Here is a 17,175-nt window from a genome sequence, read left to right as displayed (position 1 = left end):
GTCAATGCAGCGCGGTCCTGTGCAGCACCTTGAAACGCTCGGCAAGTGCCGAGAGACGCCGGTCCGCCGTCATCAGCGTCGCGCCAGGGGTGATCAAGGTGGACATCAGCAGCGTCACGTCGATGAGACCGCAGCTCAGGCCATACAGCTTCTCCTTCTCCACGAAATCGAGCACCTCGCTCATCGACGGCGCATGGGTACGCTGAAGCAGTCCGATCGCCTCGAGCGTTCGCTGGCGGTCCCTCGGCGTGCCGAGCGAGAGTTCGCCGATGACCATCGGGTGCGTCAGAGCGCGGCCGGTGGCAAGGATGTCGATGACCACGGCGTCGGCCGTCCTGAGATGATCGACCCAGGCCGACGTGTCGATCAACACACCGCTCACCGAGCGGACTCCTCACGATGACGTCGGACCGGCTTCATGTCGGGCGTCGATCCACCCAACGCGATCAGCCGTTTGGCGGCCTGCACCCGAATGAACGTCTTGAAGACCTCGCGGAAGATGTCCGCACGGTCCATGTCGGGGTCCGCCATCTCCAAGGCCTTGTCGAACAGTTCGTCGTCGATGGTGACGGTGGTCCTCATGGTCGGCGCCTTGCATCAATAAAGATGTCATTGTGCATCACCAAAGATGAACCCTCGGCGTGGGGTGCTGACGCGGAGCCGTCGGCGGCAGCCGTGCCAGTTCGCTGGAAGCCGAACATCCCCTGCTCCGCCAGCTTGGCGGCCTCGGCCCGCACCACGTCGTTCACCACGCCGAGCGCCGGGCCACGCGCGCGCTCCATGCGCGTGGCCAGCGCCAGGATGCGGTTGATCTGCGTGCCGGCGATCTGCGACAGCGTCACGCGGCCGGCCGGCAGGTCCTTGAACACCGACACCGGCATCACGGTCGCCCAGCGCCCCTGCAGCACCAGCTCGCGGATGGCATCCACCGAATCGATCTCGGCCTCGATCCGCAGGCGCGCGCCCAGCGGCGCCAGGGCCCGCTCGACGATGCCCCGGTGCAGGCCGGTCATCAGCAAGGGCACCGGAGCCAGTTCCGCCAGCGAGACCGAGGCCGGCAGGCCGCGCGAGGCCGGCGCGATCAGCGCGAAGGGCTCGACCAGCAGCGGCTGCAGGGCCAGCGCCCGGTGCGGCGCCGGATTGGTGACCACGGCCATGTCGACCAGCCCGCGCTCCAGGCCCTCCACCAGTTGCGGCGTGAAGGCCTCGCGCACCACCAGCCGCACGCCGGCCAGGTGCCGGTGGCAGCGCTCGAAGACCCCCGGCAGCAGCACCCGCGTGAGGGTCGGCGTCACGCCCAGCACCACGGTCGCGCTCTGGTCGGCGCCCTCGCCGCCCAGCAGCAGGCGCACCCGCGCCGCCTCGGCCAGCATGCGGCCGGCCGACTCGTAGAGCGTGGCGCCATCGGGCGTCAGGCGCACGCCGCGCGCGCCGCGCTGGAACAGCTTGACGCCGAGCTCGGCTTCCAGGTCGTGCATCTGGCGCGTCAATGCCGGCTGGGCGATCGACACCGATGCGGCGGCGGCGGTCAGGCTGCCGGCATCGGCGATGGCCACGAAATAGCGCAGGGTGCGGAGGTTCATCGGGTGGGCGGGATGAGGGAGCGATCGCAGGATGATATGGCTCGCGACCGAATCGGCATTGGACCGGGCGCCCTCGGCTTCCTAGACTCCGCGCCACGCACCACTCCCGGGACCCCCCGGCGCCCGGCCTCGCGGCCGCCGCCCGACACGCCATGCCCAGCCACGACCCCACGCCCATCCACGTCCCCGGCGCCAGCCTGCGCCGCTTCGTCGCCGACGCGCTGCGACGCGTCGGCCTGCCACCGGAGGATGCCGACATCGTCGCCGGGCTGATGGCCGAGGCCGATCTGCAGGGCTCGGATGGCCATGGCGTGATCCGGCTGCCGCAGTACGTGCAGCGCATCGAGGCCGGTGGCATCAACACCCGGCCCGACATCCGCGTGGTCGAGGAACGCGCCGCCATGGCGGTGGTCGACGGCGACAACGGCATGGGCCACCTGGTGGTCTCGCGCGCGGTGCGGCTGGCGATCGAGAAGGCCCGCGTCGCGGGCGTGGCCTGGGTGGGCACCCGCGCCAGCAACCATGCCGGACCGGCATCGCTCTATGCCCGCATGCCCCTGGCGCACGACATGATCGGCCTCTACTTCGCGGTCGGCAACGCCAACCACCTGCCGCCGTGGGGCGGCATGGAGATGCTGCTGTCGACCAATCCGATCGCCGCCGGCATCCCGGCCGGCGACGAACCGCCGGTGGTGCTGGACATGGCCACCACCGTGGCCGCCTATGGCAAGGTCAAGGCCAAGGCCAAGCGCGGCGAATCGATGCCGGTGGGCTGGATGGTCGACCGCCAGGGCCAGCCGCTGACCGATCCGCAGCGCGCGCACGAGGGTTTCCTGCTGCCCATCGGCGGCCACAAGGGCTACGGGCTGGCCCTGATCGTCGGCCTGCTGGCCGGCACCCTGCAGGGCGCGGCCATGGGCCGCGAGGTGGTGGATTTCAACGCCGACCACAGCACGCCCACCAACACCGGCCAGGCGATCCTGGTGCTCGACCTGGCGGCCTTCGGCGGCGCCGCGCCGTTCAAGGCGGCGGTCGACACGCTGGTGCGCGACATCCGCGACAGCGAGCGCCTGCCGGGCGTCGAGCGCATCTGGCTGCCCGGCGAGCAGAGCCACGGCAAGCGCGCGGCGCATGAGCACGAAGGCGCGCCATTGCCCCTCGCGCTGGTGGAGGACCTCGACCGCCTCGCCGCGCGCCTGGGCATCGCGCCGCTGCAGCGCCCCTAGCACCGGCCGGCCGCGCCGGCGCCACCCGACAACCAGGAGACCCACCCATGACGACGTCCACCCACCCGACCCGGGCCACGTTCCGCAGCCCGCCCCGGCGCATGGCGCGCCGGCTCGCCGCCACGCTGCTGGCGGCCCTCGCGGCCGTGGCGGCCGGCACCGCCCCGGCCCAGCCGGCCTATCCGTCGGCCAAGGCGATCCACATGATCATCCCGCTGGCCGCCGGCAGCGCCGTCGACAACGGCGCGCGCGTGCTGGTGCAGCGCATGGGCACCGAGCTCGGCCAGAGCTTCTACATCGAGAACCTGGCGGGCTCCTCCGGCCTGATCGGCGCCGAGCGGGTGGCCAAGGCCGCACCCGACGGCTACACCGTGGGCGGCTTCAACGACAGCGTGCTGACGATGGTGCCCAACATCTACAAGGCCAGCTGGGATCCGCTGACCGACTTCGTGCCGGTCTCGCTGGTGGGCACCATCGAGTGGGGGCTGGTCGTCAAGCCCGACTCACCCTACAGGACCGTGGCCGACTTCATCGCCGCCGCCAAGGCCAGCCCGGGCAAGCTCAACTATGGCTCGGGCGGCAGTGGCAGCCCGCAGCACCTGGCGATGGCGATGTTCGCCAACAAGGCCGGCGTCAGCCTGACGCACGTGCCCTACAAGGGCGCTACGCCGGCGGCCATCGCGGTGGCCGCCGGCGAGGTCGACGGCGCCTTCCAGGGCCTGGGCACCGTCACCTCGCTGATCGCCGGCGGCAAGCTGCGCCTGCTGGCCGTCTCGACGCCGCAGCGGCTGGCCCAGTACCCCAACGTGCCGACCGTCTCCGAGGCCGGCCTGCCGGACTTCCTCTTCAATTCCTGGTTCGCCCTGGTCGCGCCCAAGGGCACGCCGGCGCCGATCGTCGACCAGCTCTACACCGCGATGCGCAAGTCGCTCGACGACCCCGACACCCGCAAGCAGCTGGTGGCCCAGGGCATGACGATCCGCGGCACCGCCCCGGCCGATTTCGGCGTCGCGCTGCGCAACCAGTTCGCGCTCTACCGGCAGGTCATCCAGGCCAACAACATCAAGGTCGACTAGTCGACCGACCGACCGACCGACCGCCCACCCGCTCCGGAAGCCCCCCATGCCCCGCTCCATCAATCCCGCCAACGGCGCCGTGCTCGCCACCTTCGACGAGGCCGATGCCACCGCCATCGAGAGCGCCCTGGCGCGCGCCGCCGAGAGCCAGCGCGCCTGGCGCCGCCAGCCGCCGACCGAACGCGCCCGGCTGCTCGCGCGCGTGGCCGTGGTGCTGCGCCGCCACCAGGACGAATGGGCGCGCCTGATCTCGCTGGAGATGGGCAAGCCGCTGGCCGAGGCCCGGGGCGAGATCGAGAAGAGCGCCGTCACCTGCGACTTCTATGCCGCCCACGCTCCGGCCATGCTGGCCGACCAGGTGGTGGCGAGCAATGCCACCGACAGCCGCATCGTCATCGATCCACTGGGCGTGGTGCTGGCCGTCATGCCCTGGAACTATCCGTTCTGGCAGGCGCTGCGCGGCATCGCGCCGGCCATCGCGGCGGGCAACGCGCTGGTGCTCAAGCACGCGGCCAACGTGCCGCAGTGCGCGCTGGCGCTGCAGCGGCTGTTCGTCGAGGCCGAGGCGCCGCCCGGGCTGTTCACCACCCTGCTGGTGGGCTCCGGCGCGGTGGCCGGACTGATCGACGACGACCGCATCGCCGCCGTCACCTTCACCGGCTCGACGCCGGTCGGCCGTGACATCGCCGCGCGCGCCGGCCGCGCGCTCAAGAAGCAGGTGCTGGAGCTGGGCGGCTCGGATCCGTTCATCGTGCTGGCCGATGCCGATGTCGAGGCCGCTGCGGCGGTGGCCGTCAGGGCGCGCTTCCAGAACACCGGCCAGAGCTGCATCGCGGCCAAGCGCTTCATCGTCGAGGCCGCCATCGGCGATCGCTTCGCCGCCGCGTTCTGCGCCGGCGTGGCGAAGCTGGTGGTCGGCGATCCGATGGATCCGGCCACCACCCAAGGCCCGCTGGCGCGCGGCAACCTGCGCGACGAGCTCGACCGCCAGGTGCGCGCCGGCATCGCCGAGGGCGCGCGGCTGCTGGCCGGCGGCCGCTCGAAAGCCGGCCCCGGCTTCTACTACCAGCCCACCGTGCTGGACCACGTGAGCCCGGGCATGACGGTGGCGCGCGAGGAGACCTTCGGCCCGGCGGCCGCGATCCTGCGCGTACCCGATGCCGAGGCGGCCGTGGCACTGGCCAACGCGACCGAGTTCGGACTCGGCGCGGCGCTGTGGACCGGCGATGCCGATCGCGCCCGCGCCCTCTCGCGCGAGATCGACGCCGGCGCCGTCTTCGTCAACGGCCTGGTGGCCTCCGATGCGCGGCTGCCCTTCGGCGGCGTCAAGCAGTCGGGCTATGGCCGCGAGCTCGGCCATCATGGCCTGCAGGAATTCACCAACATCAAGACCGTCTGGACCGGACCGGCGATCTGATCCGACCTCACAGCCCCCTTCAAGGAGACCCCCATGGCCGAAGCCACCATCCTTCACCCCGCCGCCCTCAAGGCCTACGAACGCGGCGGCGGCGCCCGCACCATCCCGCTGGTGTCGGCGCGCCTGGGCGCGCGGAGCTTCATCAACGGCATCACGGAGTTCGGCCCCGGCGCGCAGATCCCCTGGCACTTCCACAACTGCGAGGAGAGCGTGATGCTGCTGGAGGGCCGTGCCGTGTTCGACATCGGCGAGGCGCACCACGACCTGGTGGCGCAGGACACCACCTTCATCCCGGCCGGCGTGCCGCACCGTTTCCGCAATGCCTCGGACACCGAGGGCATGAAGATCCTCTGGATCTATGGCCGGGTCGATGCCACCCGCACCCTGGTGGAGACCGGCGAGACGCGCGCGGTCACGGCCGAGCACGTCTAGCCGCGCCGCGACCGCCACCGGACCGCCCAGGAGACCAAAGAATGAACGCACGCAGGGATTTCCTTCGCGGCGCCACCGCCGTCGGGGCCACTCAGGTCTGTGTCATGCGTTAGCGCAGCGCATTCACCTTGACGGCAGCAGGCATCCGTCGCGTCTCGCCCAATCTCTCGTCATGCGATGTGTCCGGGAAGCCGAAAAAAGCGCACTCGTTAAGATCCGCGACGGGCCGCGCCAGCACGGCGAGAGCGACTCGGCACATCGCCGATGCGCGCTGACACTGCAGCAACGACGTGCGCGGCCCATCGACGACGATCGGAAGCGCTCATGGGCGAAACGATCAATTGCTGACAACAACCAGGGAAGCCGACTCAAGATGCGCAGAATAGCGTGCGTAGGAGATCGATTGGAACGTGGTGGAAGCATCCTGCCGTATGCAGGTCCGTCATGTACTTGCAGTGATGCCGGCCATCAAGTCGCATTGATTGGTGGTCACGCCTAATGCGAAACGTGCAAGAACACAGGCACCATTGCAAAGACGGGCGGACCATGCCGCATGAACTTCATGGGCGAGGTTGCGTTGGATGGCGATGTGGTCCTGTGCAAGTGTGCACGACCTCCACGTATCGTGGCGAATCTGGCGGGCGACGTCTGGTTTGACGACATGGACGCGGGCCACGGAGCGACCGACCAGCCGGACAGCTTCGACGAGATGGTGGTTGCAGTGAGCACGGACGGACCCGTCACCGACTACCCGTACTTCGTGGAAACCTCCGATGGTCGCGGTCTGTTTGGCTATACGGATGCGCGGGGAAATCTTCCACGTGTCACTACGCTTGTCGCCGGCTCACTGACGGTTTATTGGGGGGACGAAGCCTTGGTGAGGCATTGGAGAGAGCGCAATGCCTAATACGATGCGACGGCTGCCGACCAACGCGAAGCGGGATTCGACAGCAGAAATTCAACTCAAGACGATCACGTTCTCCGAGTTGTGGGAGGCCTACCCCGCAGACGCAGCTCCTTGCAGAGACCCAGCTACGGGCAAGGCGGCGTTTTCTGACGAATGCGCCATCCGCGTCGGTACATGCTTTGCCAACGCAGGAATCACAAACAAGTCCTTCAAGGGTGCTTGTTGTTGGTATCGAGGCCATTCGAGCGCTCACATGCTGCGCGCGGAGGAAGTGGCCGACTGGCTTCTCCTGCGCCCGTTCGCAGGGTGCCCAAGACCGTTGGACATCACCGGGCGAGATTGGCGGACCACTGCCAAACAGAGGCAGGGAGTCATTTTCTTCAAAGATTACTGGTTGCGTGACAAGGAGCAGATTGCATCAGGGGATCACATTGACCTCTGGAATGGTCACTCGTTGACGGCCGCGTCGGTGCAAGGGCGAATCAACAATTTTCTGCGCTTCACGGTCGGCCTCGGTGCGGCGTGGTACTCGGATCTTGGCCAGGCACGGAAGATCTTGCTATGGGAGCTCAAGTGAGACGAGCCACCGGGGTCACGGTCTTCCTGGTGGCGGGCGTGCTCGCCTCCTGGCTCTGCGCCCTGTTCGCGAGCCAACTGGCGCAACGCCTGTCGTGGCCGCTGGTGGGCCGCTGGCATGGTTGCTGGGACCTCGAGCATTGCAGCGTGTCCTGGTGGGGCCACGCGATGATCGGGCTGTTCGTACTGGGGCCACCCGTCGCGTGGGTCATGGTCGGCCATCGGCAGGCTCACGCGCTCACCCCGTCCCGGTTCCTCGCGATCGCGACGATGCTCGTGGTCTTGACGGCGCTGTTCCACGTCGGCTACTACGCCTTCGTCTGGCCGTAGCACCGCCCAGCGGCCGGACGGCTCAGTCCGCCGCGTCCTCGATCCGGTAGGGCGTCGAGTAGGCCGACAGGATCTCTTCCGCCGCCTGCCGCGCGCCCGGCGCGTCGCCGCGCAGGCGCAGCGTGGTACGCAGGCCGCTGCCGCCGGTGTTGACTACCTCCAGCGTCCAGGTGCCCGGCACCGGCCGCAGGGCGGCGTCAAAGACGCGCCGGGCCGCATCGACCTGCAGCAGGTGCTTGATCGGCTTGCCCACGGCGGTCAGCGGCAGCTTGTCCAGGAAGATGATCTCCTTGGGCACCGCCGGGCGCTCGGGGATGCGCTCGGCGGCATAGCTCAGCAGTTCCTCGGCCGTCACCCGCGCGCCGGGATGCAGCTCGACATAGGCGATGGGCAGCTCGCCGGCGTGGGTGTCGGGCCGCCCCACCGCCGCCGCCTGGGCGACCCAGGGCGACTGCAGCAGCGCATCCTCGATCAGGCGCGGCTCGATGTTGTGCCCGCTGCGGATGATCAGGTCCTTCTGCCGCCCGCTGATGCGGATGTAGCCGTCGGCGTCGATGCTGCCGAGGTCGCCGGTGACCAGGAAGCCATCGGGCAGGAAGGTGCCGATGTCCTGGGCGGCATCGAGATAGCCGCCGGCCACGCCTGGCCCACCGACCAGCACCATGCCGTCCTCGCCGCTCGCGCAGTCGCGCAGCACCGCGCCATCCTCGCCCATGCGCACGATGCGCACCCGCATGTAGGGCACCCGGATGCCCGAGCAGCCACGCCGGATCTCGCCGTCGCGCGGGTCGAGCGCCACGTGGCTGGTGTTCTCGGTCAGGCCATAGCTCTGCAGCGCGCGGGCGCCGGTCATGGCGCCGATGCGTTCCTGCACCGCCGGCGCCATGGCGGTCGAGCCGGTGGCGAAGTACGGCCGCAGCGAGGAGATGTCCTCGGTCGTCGGCGGGTTCTTCGCCAGCACCGACAGCGTGGTCGGCACGCCCGAGATCTGCGTCACGCCGAAGCGCTCCACATAGCGCCAGTAGCTGCCGAGGTAGGCCTTGTCGCGCGCGCCATGCATGCTCGGCACGATGGTGGTCTGGCCATCGGCGGTGGAGACCAGCCCGCGCACCAGCAGGCCGCCGATGTGGAACAGCGGCGTGTCCGACAGCACCACGTCGTCGGGCGTGAAGGCCAGGCCGATGTTGGCGGCCCACTGCCGGTAGACCATGCCGCCATGCAGGATCCGGACGATCTTCGGATGGCCGGTGGTGCCGCCGGAATGCACGTAGCAGGCGACGTCGGCGCGTCGCGCGATCGGTCGCTCGAAGGCCAGCCGGTCGTGCGGGTGGACGGCGGCGGCGGCGAGCAGGTCGTGCGCGTGCGCCGGGCCGAACGGGTCGTGCAGCGTGAAGAGCAGCGGCGGCCGCGCCATCGCGGCCAGCGCGCCACGCACGTTGTCCCAGATCGGGAAGCCGGGCGTCGGGCCCAGCGCGATCACCACCCGGGCGCCACTGCGCTCGATCAGGTCGCCCAGCGCGGTGGCGTCCAGCATCCAGTTGATCGGGAACGGCCGGGCGGCCAGCAGGCCGCCGATCAGGGTCGCGAAGAGCGCCGGCACGGTCGGGCTGACGATGGCCACCGCGTCCCGCGGCCCGACGCCGCTGGCGCGCAGCAGGTTGGCGATGCGCAGCGACTGGCGCTCCAGCTCGGCGAAGCTCCAGGTCAGCAGCCGGCCATCGAGATCGCCGTTGTCGGTCACGTGCAGGGCCGCCTTGTCCGGCGCGTGGCGGCAGCCGTCGAGCAGGTTCCGGGCGAAGTCCCAGCGCGTGATGCGCTGTTCGAGCGGGACGCGTTCGATGGCCTCGATGTCGGCCAGATCGCGCAGCGGCGCGTGATGGCGGGGTGGCACGCCGCCCTCGCCCGCGTTGTCGGGGAGATCAGCCATCTCAGCGCCCCCTCGCCAGCGCCAACGTGCGCTCGGCCATCCGCACGTTGGCGAGGTCGACCATCATGCCGCGGTACTTGACCGCGCCGATGCCGTGCTCCGCGCCCTCGCGATACGCGGCCATCAGGCCCTCGGCATGCGCGACCTCCTCGGCGCCGGGCGTGAAGACCTCGTGCATGGTCGCCACCTGCGCCGGATGGATGGCCATCTTGCCGACGAAGCCGAGCTCGCGCGCGAGCGCGCATTCGGCCCGCAGGGCGTCCGCATCGCGCAGGTTCATGAACACGCCGTCGACGATCCAGTCCAGCCCGGCGGCGCGGGCGTCGACCACCAGCTTGCCGCGCGGATAGGCCAGCGCGCGGCTGTGTGGCGTCCAGTGGCCGCCCAGGTCGACCATGAAATCGCCCTCCTCGGCGCTGGCCAGCGCCATGCCGGCCACGCGCGGCGAGGCGCGCGCGATGTCGAAGGTGTTGCGCAGGCCGAGGCAGGTCTCGATCAGCGGCAGGATGCCCAGCGTCCCGGGAGTGGCGCCGGTCCGGGCCTCCAGGGCGTCGAGTCCGGCGGCGACCACCCGCACGTCGTCGGCGTCGTCGGCCTTCGGCAGGATCACGCCCATCACCCGGTCCAGGCCCGCCGCGTGGTCGAGCACCGCCAGGTCGCCGTGGAAGTCGCCGGCGCGCGGGTTGTTGACGCGCAGGTAGACCGGCTTGCGCAGCCCGGCGGCCAGTGCCTGCGCCACGTGGCGGCGCGCCTCGTCCTTGGCCTGGGCCGGCACCGAGTCCTCGAGGTCGAAGATCAGGGCGTCGGCATCGCCGGCCTGGGCCTTGGCGAGCAGCTCCGGCCGGCTGCCCGGGGCGAACATCAGGGTGCGGAACATGCGGGGTGGGGATCCCATGGCGGGTGCTTTCTGGTGGCGGGTGGGTGGTGGTCCGTCAGCGGCCGCGCCAGACCGGCGGGCGCTTCTCCAGGAACGCGCGCGGACCTTCGCGCGCGTCCTCGGTCGTGTAGAGGAAGGACGCCAGGTCCTGCTCCAGGCGCAGGCCATCGGCCAGTGGCAATTCGGCGCCGCGCCGGATGGCCTCGCGCGCGGTGCGCACCGCCACCGGCGCCTGGGCCGCCATGCGGGCGGCCAGGGCCACGGCACGGTCGAGCAGCTCGGCGCGGGGCACCACATGCTCGACCAGCCCGATGGCCAGCGCTTCCAGCGCCCCGACCGCGCGGCCGGTGAGGATCAGCTCCAGCGCGCGCGGCTGGCCGATGCGGCGCGCCAGGCGCTGGGTGCCGCCATTGCCGGGCATCAGGCCGCGCTGGATCTCGCCGAAGGCGAAGCTGGCTTCCTCGGCCGCGAACACCAGGTCGCACAGCAGCGCCAGCTCCACGCCGCCGCCGATGGCCAGGCCGTTGACCGCCGCCAGGATCGGCTTGTCGAAGGCGGCGATGCCCTCGCCCTGGTCCCAGCGGAAGCGCTTGAGCTCGGCGACCGGCAGCTCGGCATTGGCGCGGGCGAACTCGCGCAGGTCCATGCCGGCGCAGAAGGCCTTGTCGCCGCCACCGGTCAGGACCGCCGCGCCGATGCCGGGGTCCCGGCGCAGCGCGTCCAGCGCGTCGCGCAGCTCGGCGCGCATCCGCATGCTGATCGCGTTCATGGCCTCGGGCCGCTGCAGGGTCAGCACCGCCACGCGGTCCTGCCGCGTCACGCCGAGGGTCTGGTAGGTGGTTTCGGTCATGGAGCCATCGACGGCCCGCGAGCCGGTCAATCAGTTGATTCAAACGATTGATTGAATTATGGGCCTCGCCGCGAGGGCGCGTCAATCGCCGGCCCAGCCCATGCCCGGCCCATGCCCGGCTCGTGCCCGGCTCGTGCTTGGCTCGTGCCCGGCTCAGGGCTCGAGGGTGATCTGCGCCTGGCGCAGGATGCCGCTCCACTCGGCCAGCTCGTCGTGGATGCGGTCGGCCATCTCCTTGGGGCTGGAGCCCAGCGGCTCGTAGCCCAGCTCCTGGATGCGCTTCTGCATGTCCGGCCGATGGATCACCTTCACGATCGCCTCGTTGAGCCGCCGGGCGATGGCCGGTGGCGTGCCGACCGGGGCCCAGAAGCCCTGCCAGCCGGTCATCTCGTAGCCGGGCACGCTCTCGGCCACGGTCGGCACGTCCGGCAGCACCGCCAGCCGCCGGGGCGAGCTGACCGCCAGCACCTTGACCTTGCCGGAGCGGGCGAGGCCGATCGACGCCGCCACCGGATCGAGCTTGAGCTGCACGATGCCCGCCAGCAGGTCGGGGTTGGTATTGCTGCGATAGGGCACGTGCGTCATCTGCGTCTGCGTCATGCGCTCGAGCAGCACGCCGCCCAGGTGCGCCGCCGATCCCGGACCGGTCGAGGCGTAGTTCACGCTGCCCGGCCTGGCGCGATTGAGCCGCACCAGCTCGCCGATGCTGGTCGGCGGAAAGTCGAGGTTGGCGATCCACATGTAGCTGAGGTTGAGCGTCAGACCGAGCGGCATCAGGTCGCGTTCGGGCTGGTAGGGCAGCTTCTTGTAGAGCGACGGATTCATCGTCGCGATCTGGTTGAAGCCATAGAGCAGCGTGTAGCCGTCGGCCGGCGCCTTGGCGACCTTGTCGGTGCCGATGATGCCGGCGGCGCCGGGCACCGTGTCCACCACCAGCGGCTGGCCGAGCTCCTCGCCCAGCGGCACCGCGATCAGGCGCGCCAGCGTGTCGGGGCTGCCCCCCGGCGAACTCGGCACGACGACCCGGATGGGCTTGTACGGGTAGTCCTGGGCCTGGGCCCCGCTGGCCAGGGCCGAGGCGGCCAGTGCCACGCCGGTGGCCAGCGCGCGTCCGAAACGTCCGATGCGATGCATGTGTCTTCCTTCCAGAGCGGCCGGGATGTCTCCCGTGCTGGCGGTGCCGCCGTTGTCCAGCGTGAGCCCCACACCGCCGGATGCGCGGGCACCGGGCCCGCGTGCCCGACGGCACCTGCGCCGGACAGTATCTCAATCAAGCGCTTGATTGAATCATGACAAGCCCTAGAATGAATCTTTCCAATCAGAGGGCAGACGATGGCAGGGGCAACGGACGCAGGAGCGGTGGCGGAGTCGACGACGAGCACGCCGGAACGGATTCTTCAGGCCGCCGAACGGCTGTTCAGCCAGCGCGGCATCGATGGCGTCAGCCTGCGCGAGATCACCGCCGCCGCCGGGGTCAACAGCGCCGCCGCGCACTATCACTTCGGCTCCAAGGAAGCGGTGCTGGAGGAACTGTTCGCCCGCCGGGCCCGGCCGATCGCCGACCGGCGCGAGCAGCTGCTGGGCCAGCTGGCGCTCGACCGCCAGGGCCGGCCGGTGCTGGAGGACGTGCTGCGGGCCTTCCTGGAGCCGGCGCTCGATGCCCTCAACACGCCCGACGGCATCGCCTTCACGCTGCTGCGCGCGCGCATGGTGTTCGAGCGCGAGGAGGTCAAGCGCGAGGCCCTGGGCAAGGCCTTCGACCACTCCAGCGAGATGGCGCTGAAGGCGCTCGCCAAGGCGCTGCCCAGGCTCTCGCGCGAGGACCTGTACTGGCGCTTCCACTTCGTGCTGGGCTCGATGGTCTACACCATGGCCGTGCCGGGGCGCATCGAATCGATCACGCGCGGTGGCATCGACACCACCGATGCCCGCTCCGCGCTGGAGCAACTGGTGCGCTTCGCCGCCGCCGGCCTGCGCGCGCCCTGAGCCATCCGCCCCTTCCACGGCCTGTCGCCCGCCGCCCGCCGCCCTCCAGGAGACCGACCGCATGCCCTACGCCGGACCCGACGACCGCCTGCCGCCCTCCGAGCCGCTGCTCGCCGAGTTGGCCGATGGCATCCTCACCGTGACCCTGCACCGGCCGGCGCGGCGCAACGCCATCGACGTGGCGATGACGCTGGCGATGGACGCCCTGCTCGATGCCGTGATGCTCGATCCGGCGGTGCGGGTGCTGGTGCTGCGTGGCGCTGGCGAAGATTTCTGCGCCGGCCTGGACACGGCCGACTTCGACGATGCCACGCGACACGACGCGCGCACGCGCCGCGCCGCGCGGGCGACCGCCGACGACTGGCGCGTCCGGCGCCTGCGCCTGCTGCCGCAGCCGGTGATCGCCATGGTGCACGGCTGCTGCCACGGCGGCGCGATCGCTGTGGTCGAGGGCTGCGACATCGCCTTCGCCGCCGACGATGCCGACTTCCGCCTCGCCGGCATCGACGACGTCGAGATGCCCGAGGGAGCCGTCGCCAAGTCGGTCTCGCGGGTGATGACACCACGCGCGGCGCGCTACCACGCGCTGGCCGGCCGCTCCTTCGACGGCGTGGAGGCCGCGCGCAACGGCCTGGTCACCCGCAGCTTCCCGGCCGCGCGGCTGGCGCCGGAGACCGATCTCCTGGCCGCCGAGCTGGCCGCCAAGGACCCGCTGGCGCTGCGCTTCACCAAGGAGACCCTGCAGCATGTCGGCGCCATGAGCTGGGATGGCGCGCTCAGCTACAACGCCGCCCGCTTCGCCGAGCTCAAGGCCCTGCAGGCCGGCCGGCCCTCGCCGCGCGCGGCGGCGGTGGAGAGCTTCCTGGCCGGCCGGAGCAAGCCCGGCCTGGGCGGGTAGGCCATGCTGCGCATCGAGGACGTCGGCGACGGCATCCGCTGCATCGGCCTGGACCGGGCGGCCAAGCGCAATGCCATCGGCGTCGAGATGACGCTGGCGCTGGAGGAGGCGCTGCTGCGCACGCGGCACGACGAGCACGTGCGCACGCTGGTGTTCCATGGCATCGGCGAGCATTTCTCGGCCGGCATGGACATGAAGGATTTCTTCGACAGCTCGACCCGGCCGCCGGACCTGCTGCGACGCGCCCGCGCCGCCACCGACCACTGGCGCACCGGCCTGCTGCACCAGCTGCCGCAGACCGTGCTGACGGCAGTGCGTGGCTACTGCTTCGGTGGCGCGCTGCCGATCCTGGAGGCCTCGGACGTGGTGTTCGCCGCCCAGGATGCGAGGTTCGGCCTGCCGGAGATCAATTTCGGCCTGGTGCCCGGCAGCCAGATCGTCAAGGCGGTGGGCCAGGCCATGACATCGCGCGGCACCGCCTACGCGGCGCTCACCGGCCGCACCTTCGATGCCGCGCAGGCCCGCTGCTGGGGCCTGGTGACCGAGGTCGTCGACGACGACCCGCTCGCCCACGCGCTGGCCCTGGCGCGCGCGCTGGCGGCCGGGCACGCCGGCGCCACGACCGGCTCCACGCCGGCCCGGTCGCCACGCTGAGCGCACCCGAGCGGGCCCGAGCAGGCCCGAGCGGCCCGCCCTGCGGCGTCGCGCGCCCGGGCCCGTCGCATCGCCTTTCACATCGCCCCTCGATTGACAGCGGCCATGGCTCGCCCTACGATTCAATCACCTGATTAAATCATCTGCAACACTCCGGGGCCGATCCTGCCGTCGTGACGCGACCGCCGCCGTTCCCGTCCTTCCAAGGAAGCCCCTCCCATGAATTTCGGCATCACCAGCGACCAGGAAGCCATGCTCGGCCACGTGCGCGCCTTGCTGGACGACGTCTGCGGCATGGACTACGTGGCGCGCTGCGACGAGACCGAGACACCGCCGCGCGAGGCCTTCCAGGCCCTGGCGCGCAATGGCTGGCTGGGCCTGATCGCGCCGGAGGAGTACGGCGGCGCCGGCGGCTCGGCGACCGATCTGGCGCTGCTGCTGGAGGAGACCGGCAACCATTTCGAGGAACTGGGCCTGTGGCTGTTCCGCAGCTTCACCTTCGGCTGCTACGCGGTGCTCAAGCACGGCACCGAGGAGCAGAAGCGCCGCATCGTCCCCGGGGTCATCGCCGGCGAGCTGTCCTTCGCCTTCGGCCTGACCGAACCCGACTCCGGCTCCGACGCGGCGGCGCTGCGCACCCGCGCGGTGGCCGATGGCGACCACTTCGTCATCAACGGCCGCAAGCAATGGACCTCCGGCATGGACATCGCGCAGTACGTCCTCCTGGCCGTGCGCACCAGCGACCAGGCCAGGAAGCAGCAGGGCATCAGCACCTTCCTGGTCGACACGGCGCTGCCCGGCATCGAGGTGCGCCGCATCCCCACCCTGGGCCAGCGCGCCATCGGCACCACGGAGGTCACCTACACCGATGTGCGGGTGCCGCGCAGCGCCCTGCTCGGCGAGCTCGACCGGGGCTGGTCGATCTGCGAGGACACGCTGCGCTACGAGCGCCTGTGCCTGTCGGCGGCGCGCATCGGCGCGGCGCGGCGGGCCTTCGAATACGCGCTCGACTATGCGAAGACGCGCCAGCAGTTCGGCAAGACCATCGGCAGCTTCCAGGTCACGCAGCACAAGTTCGCCGACATGAAGGTCCTGCTCGACACCTCGCAGGCCCTGGTGCGCCGCTATGCCTGGCTGATGGAGAACGGCCGGGCCGAGCGCGCCGATGCGGCGGTGCTGAAGTACCACGTGGCCGAGTCGTACAAGACGATCTCGGATGTCTGCCTGCAGGTGCTCGGAGGCTATGGCTACTGCATGGAATATCCGATGCAGCGCTTCTTCCGCGACTCGCGCCTCGCGACCATCGGCGGCGGCACCTCGGAGATCCAGAAGAACATCATCGCCGCCACGCTGGGCCTGTGAGCACATGAGCGAGTGAGCGGATGAGTGCGCGCCGGGCGCGTTCCCGGCCGGAACCAGAAGAATCCGTCGGAGACAAGCCATGACGAGACGCCTCCTGCTGTGCACCCTGCTGGCCGCGACCGCGGCCGCGCCCCTGGCCGCGATGGCCGAGGACCCCTATCCCTCGGCGCCGCTGAAGTTCATCGTCAACTTCCCGCCCGGCGGGGCCTCCGACGCGCTGGCACGCATCTTCGGCCTGAAGCTGGGCGAGGCCATCGGCCAGCCGGTGGTGATCGAGAACCGGCCCGGCGCGGGTGGCGCCATCGGCATGGTCTACGCCGCCAAGCAGCCGGCCGACGGCTACACCTTCACCATCGGCACACTGGGCTCGGCCATCACGCAGCCGCTCATCACCAAGGTGCCCTACAGCATGGCGAAGGACTTCATGCCGGTGTCGCTGATCGCGACCGGGCCGGCCGTGCTGGTGGTGAATGCCGCCTCGCCCCATCGCACCGTGGCCGACATCGTGGCGGCGGCCAAGGCCCAGCCGGACAAGCTCAACTACGGCTCCGGCGGCCTGGGGACCTTCGCCCACTTCACCGGCGCCATGCTCAACCAGGCCGCCGGCATCCGCATCACCCACGTGCCCTACAAGGGCGGCGTGCAGGCGCTCAACGACGTGCTGGCCAACCAGCTCGACATGATCGCGGTCGATCCGCCGGCCGCGCTGCCGCAGTTGCGCGGCGGCCGGCTGCGCGCCATCGCCTACACCGGCGCCCAACGCAGCCCGCTGCTGCCCGATGTGCCGACCTTCGCCGAGAGCGGCTACAAGGACCTGGTCGGCGCGAACCTGTGGAGCATCTGGCTGCCCGCCGGCGTGCCCAAGCCGATCGCCGACACCTTCGGCAAGGCGCTGGTCAAGGCCATGGACGATCCGGAGCTCAAGACCCGCCTGGCCGAGATGGGCGCCGAGCCGATGCACTCGACGCCCGACGAACTGCGCGCCTTCGTCGCCGCCGAGACGGCGCGCTACGCGAAGATCGTCAGGGAACAGGACATCAAGGCGGACTAGGTGCGAAGCTCGATTTCCGAGTC

The 17,175-nt window shown here is 70.6% G+C and carries 19 protein-coding genes; 12 read left to right on the top strand and 7 right to left on the bottom strand.

Features of this window, described 5'->3' with window-relative positions; all coding sequences use genetic code 11:
- Position 1: 1 nt before the first annotated feature.
- From AC1MLT_RS17340 to AC1MLT_RS17330, 3 genes are read right to left on the bottom strand one after another with little or no spacing between them, the layout of a single operon-like run.
- A complete protein-coding gene (locus tag AC1MLT_RS17340) occupies positions 2–382 on the bottom strand; it encodes a type II toxin-antitoxin system VapC family toxin (RefSeq protein WP_481035305.1) in 381 nt (126 codons plus the stop codon).
- Positions 379–582 (bottom strand): type II toxin-antitoxin system VapB family antitoxin, encoded by a 204-nt coding sequence (locus AC1MLT_RS17335; RefSeq protein ID WP_481035303.1) that lies wholly within the window; start codon positions 580–582, stop codon positions 379–381. Before AC1MLT_RS17335 ends, AC1MLT_RS17340 begins: the two co-directional genes overlap by 4 nt.
- A complete protein-coding gene (locus AC1MLT_RS17330) occupies positions 579–1,583 on the bottom strand; it encodes a LysR family transcriptional regulator (RefSeq protein ID WP_481035302.1) in 1,005 nt (334 codons plus the stop codon). The genes AC1MLT_RS17335 and AC1MLT_RS17330 overlap by 4 nt, the downstream gene beginning before the upstream one ends.
- 152 nt (positions 1,584–1,735) lie before the next feature.
- Here AC1MLT_RS17330 and AC1MLT_RS17325 point away from each other — a divergent pair, with 152 nt between their 5' ends.
- The 7 genes from AC1MLT_RS17325 to AC1MLT_RS17295 all read left to right on the top strand — a co-directional run bounded on the left by AC1MLT_RS17325 (position 1,736) and on the right by AC1MLT_RS17295 (position 7,547).
- Complete coding sequence (locus AC1MLT_RS17325) at positions 1,736–2,809, top strand: Ldh family oxidoreductase (protein WP_481035301.1); 1,074 nt, start codon at positions 1,736–1,738, stop codon at positions 2,807–2,809.
- A 47-nt stretch (positions 2,810–2,856) separates the two neighbouring features.
- Complete coding sequence (locus AC1MLT_RS17320; RefSeq protein ID WP_481035300.1) at positions 2,857–3,885, top strand: Bug family tripartite tricarboxylate transporter substrate binding protein; 1,029 nt, start codon at positions 2,857–2,859, stop codon at positions 3,883–3,885.
- Between the two features lie 46 nt (positions 3,886–3,931).
- A complete protein-coding gene (locus tag AC1MLT_RS17315; RefSeq protein WP_481035298.1) occupies positions 3,932–5,302 on the top strand; it encodes an NAD-dependent succinate-semialdehyde dehydrogenase in 1,371 nt (456 codons plus the stop codon).
- A gap of 33 nt (positions 5,303–5,335) precedes the next feature.
- Complete coding sequence (locus AC1MLT_RS17310) at positions 5,336–5,734, top strand: cupin domain-containing protein (RefSeq protein ID WP_481035296.1); 399 nt, start codon at positions 5,336–5,338, stop codon at positions 5,732–5,734.
- A 553-nt stretch (positions 5,735–6,287) separates the two neighbouring features.
- Positions 6,288–6,641, top strand: coding sequence for a hypothetical protein (locus tag AC1MLT_RS17305; RefSeq protein WP_481035295.1), 354 nt, complete (start codon positions 6,288–6,290; stop codon positions 6,639–6,641).
- Positions 6,634–7,218 carry a T6SS effector amidase Tae4 family protein gene (locus tag AC1MLT_RS17300; protein WP_481035294.1) on the top strand — a complete coding sequence of 195 codons (585 nt, stop codon included), beginning with the start codon at positions 6,634–6,636 and terminating at the stop codon, positions 7,216–7,218. The genes AC1MLT_RS17305 and AC1MLT_RS17300 overlap by 8 nt, the downstream gene beginning before the upstream one ends.
- Positions 7,215–7,547 (top strand): hypothetical protein, encoded by a 333-nt coding sequence (locus tag AC1MLT_RS17295; protein ID WP_481035292.1) that lies wholly within the window; start codon positions 7,215–7,217, stop codon positions 7,545–7,547. Before AC1MLT_RS17300 ends, AC1MLT_RS17295 begins: the two co-directional genes overlap by 4 nt.
- Positions 7,548–7,569: 22 nt before the next feature.
- Here AC1MLT_RS17295 and AC1MLT_RS17290 read toward each other — a convergent pair whose 3' ends face one another.
- The 4 genes from AC1MLT_RS17290 to AC1MLT_RS17275 all read right to left on the bottom strand — a co-directional run bounded on the left by AC1MLT_RS17290 (position 7,570) and on the right by AC1MLT_RS17275 (position 12,335).
- Positions 7,570–9,474: an AMP-binding protein gene (locus AC1MLT_RS17290; protein ID WP_481035291.1), complete on the bottom strand. Its 1,905-nt coding sequence runs from the start codon at positions 9,472–9,474 to the stop codon at positions 7,570–7,572.
- 1 nt (position 9,475) lies between these two features.
- Positions 9,476–10,369 carry an HpcH/HpaI aldolase/citrate lyase family protein gene (locus tag AC1MLT_RS17285; protein ID WP_481035290.1) on the bottom strand — a complete coding sequence of 298 codons (894 nt, stop codon included), beginning with the start codon at positions 10,367–10,369 and terminating at the stop codon, positions 9,476–9,478.
- 37 nt (positions 10,370–10,406) lie between these two features.
- Entirely contained in the window at positions 10,407–11,201 is a 795-nt protein-coding gene (locus AC1MLT_RS17280) for an enoyl-CoA hydratase/isomerase family protein (protein WP_481035289.1), read from the bottom strand.
- Positions 11,202–11,354: 153 nt separating this feature from the next.
- A complete protein-coding gene (locus AC1MLT_RS17275; protein ID WP_481035287.1) occupies positions 11,355–12,335 on the bottom strand; it encodes a Bug family tripartite tricarboxylate transporter substrate binding protein in 981 nt (326 codons plus the stop codon).
- A 198-nt stretch (positions 12,336–12,533) separates the two neighbouring features.
- Between AC1MLT_RS17275 and AC1MLT_RS17270 the strand changes: the two genes are divergently transcribed.
- From AC1MLT_RS17270 to AC1MLT_RS17250, 5 genes are all read left to right on the top strand, one after another.
- On the top strand, positions 12,534–13,187 hold the full coding sequence (locus tag AC1MLT_RS17270; protein ID WP_481035285.1) for a TetR/AcrR family transcriptional regulator: 654 nt from the start codon (positions 12,534–12,536) through the stop codon (positions 13,185–13,187).
- Between the two features lie 61 nt (positions 13,188–13,248).
- Complete coding sequence (locus AC1MLT_RS17265) at positions 13,249–14,085, top strand: enoyl-CoA hydratase-related protein (RefSeq protein WP_481035283.1); 837 nt, start codon at positions 13,249–13,251, stop codon at positions 14,083–14,085.
- Between the two features lie 3 nt (positions 14,086–14,088).
- The gene (locus tag AC1MLT_RS17260; protein ID WP_481035281.1) at positions 14,089–14,739 is read left to right on the top strand and encodes an enoyl-CoA hydratase/isomerase family protein; all 651 of its coding nucleotides are present in this window, start codon (positions 14,089–14,091) and stop codon (positions 14,737–14,739) included.
- 219 nt (positions 14,740–14,958) lie between these two features.
- Positions 14,959–16,101: an acyl-CoA dehydrogenase family protein gene (locus AC1MLT_RS17255; protein ID WP_481035280.1), complete on the top strand. Its 1,143-nt coding sequence runs from the start codon at positions 14,959–14,961 to the stop codon at positions 16,099–16,101.
- Between the two features lie 79 nt (positions 16,102–16,180).
- The gene (locus tag AC1MLT_RS17250; protein WP_481035279.1) at positions 16,181–17,152 is read left to right on the top strand and encodes a Bug family tripartite tricarboxylate transporter substrate binding protein; all 972 of its coding nucleotides are present in this window, start codon (positions 16,181–16,183) and stop codon (positions 17,150–17,152) included.
- Positions 17,153–17,175 lie beyond the last annotated feature (23 nt).

This window comes from Variovorax sp. PEI5 (genome assembly GCF_056679935.1).
Note: the sequence above shows the minus strand (reverse complement) of the source record. Positions and strands in the feature narration are given on the sequence as shown.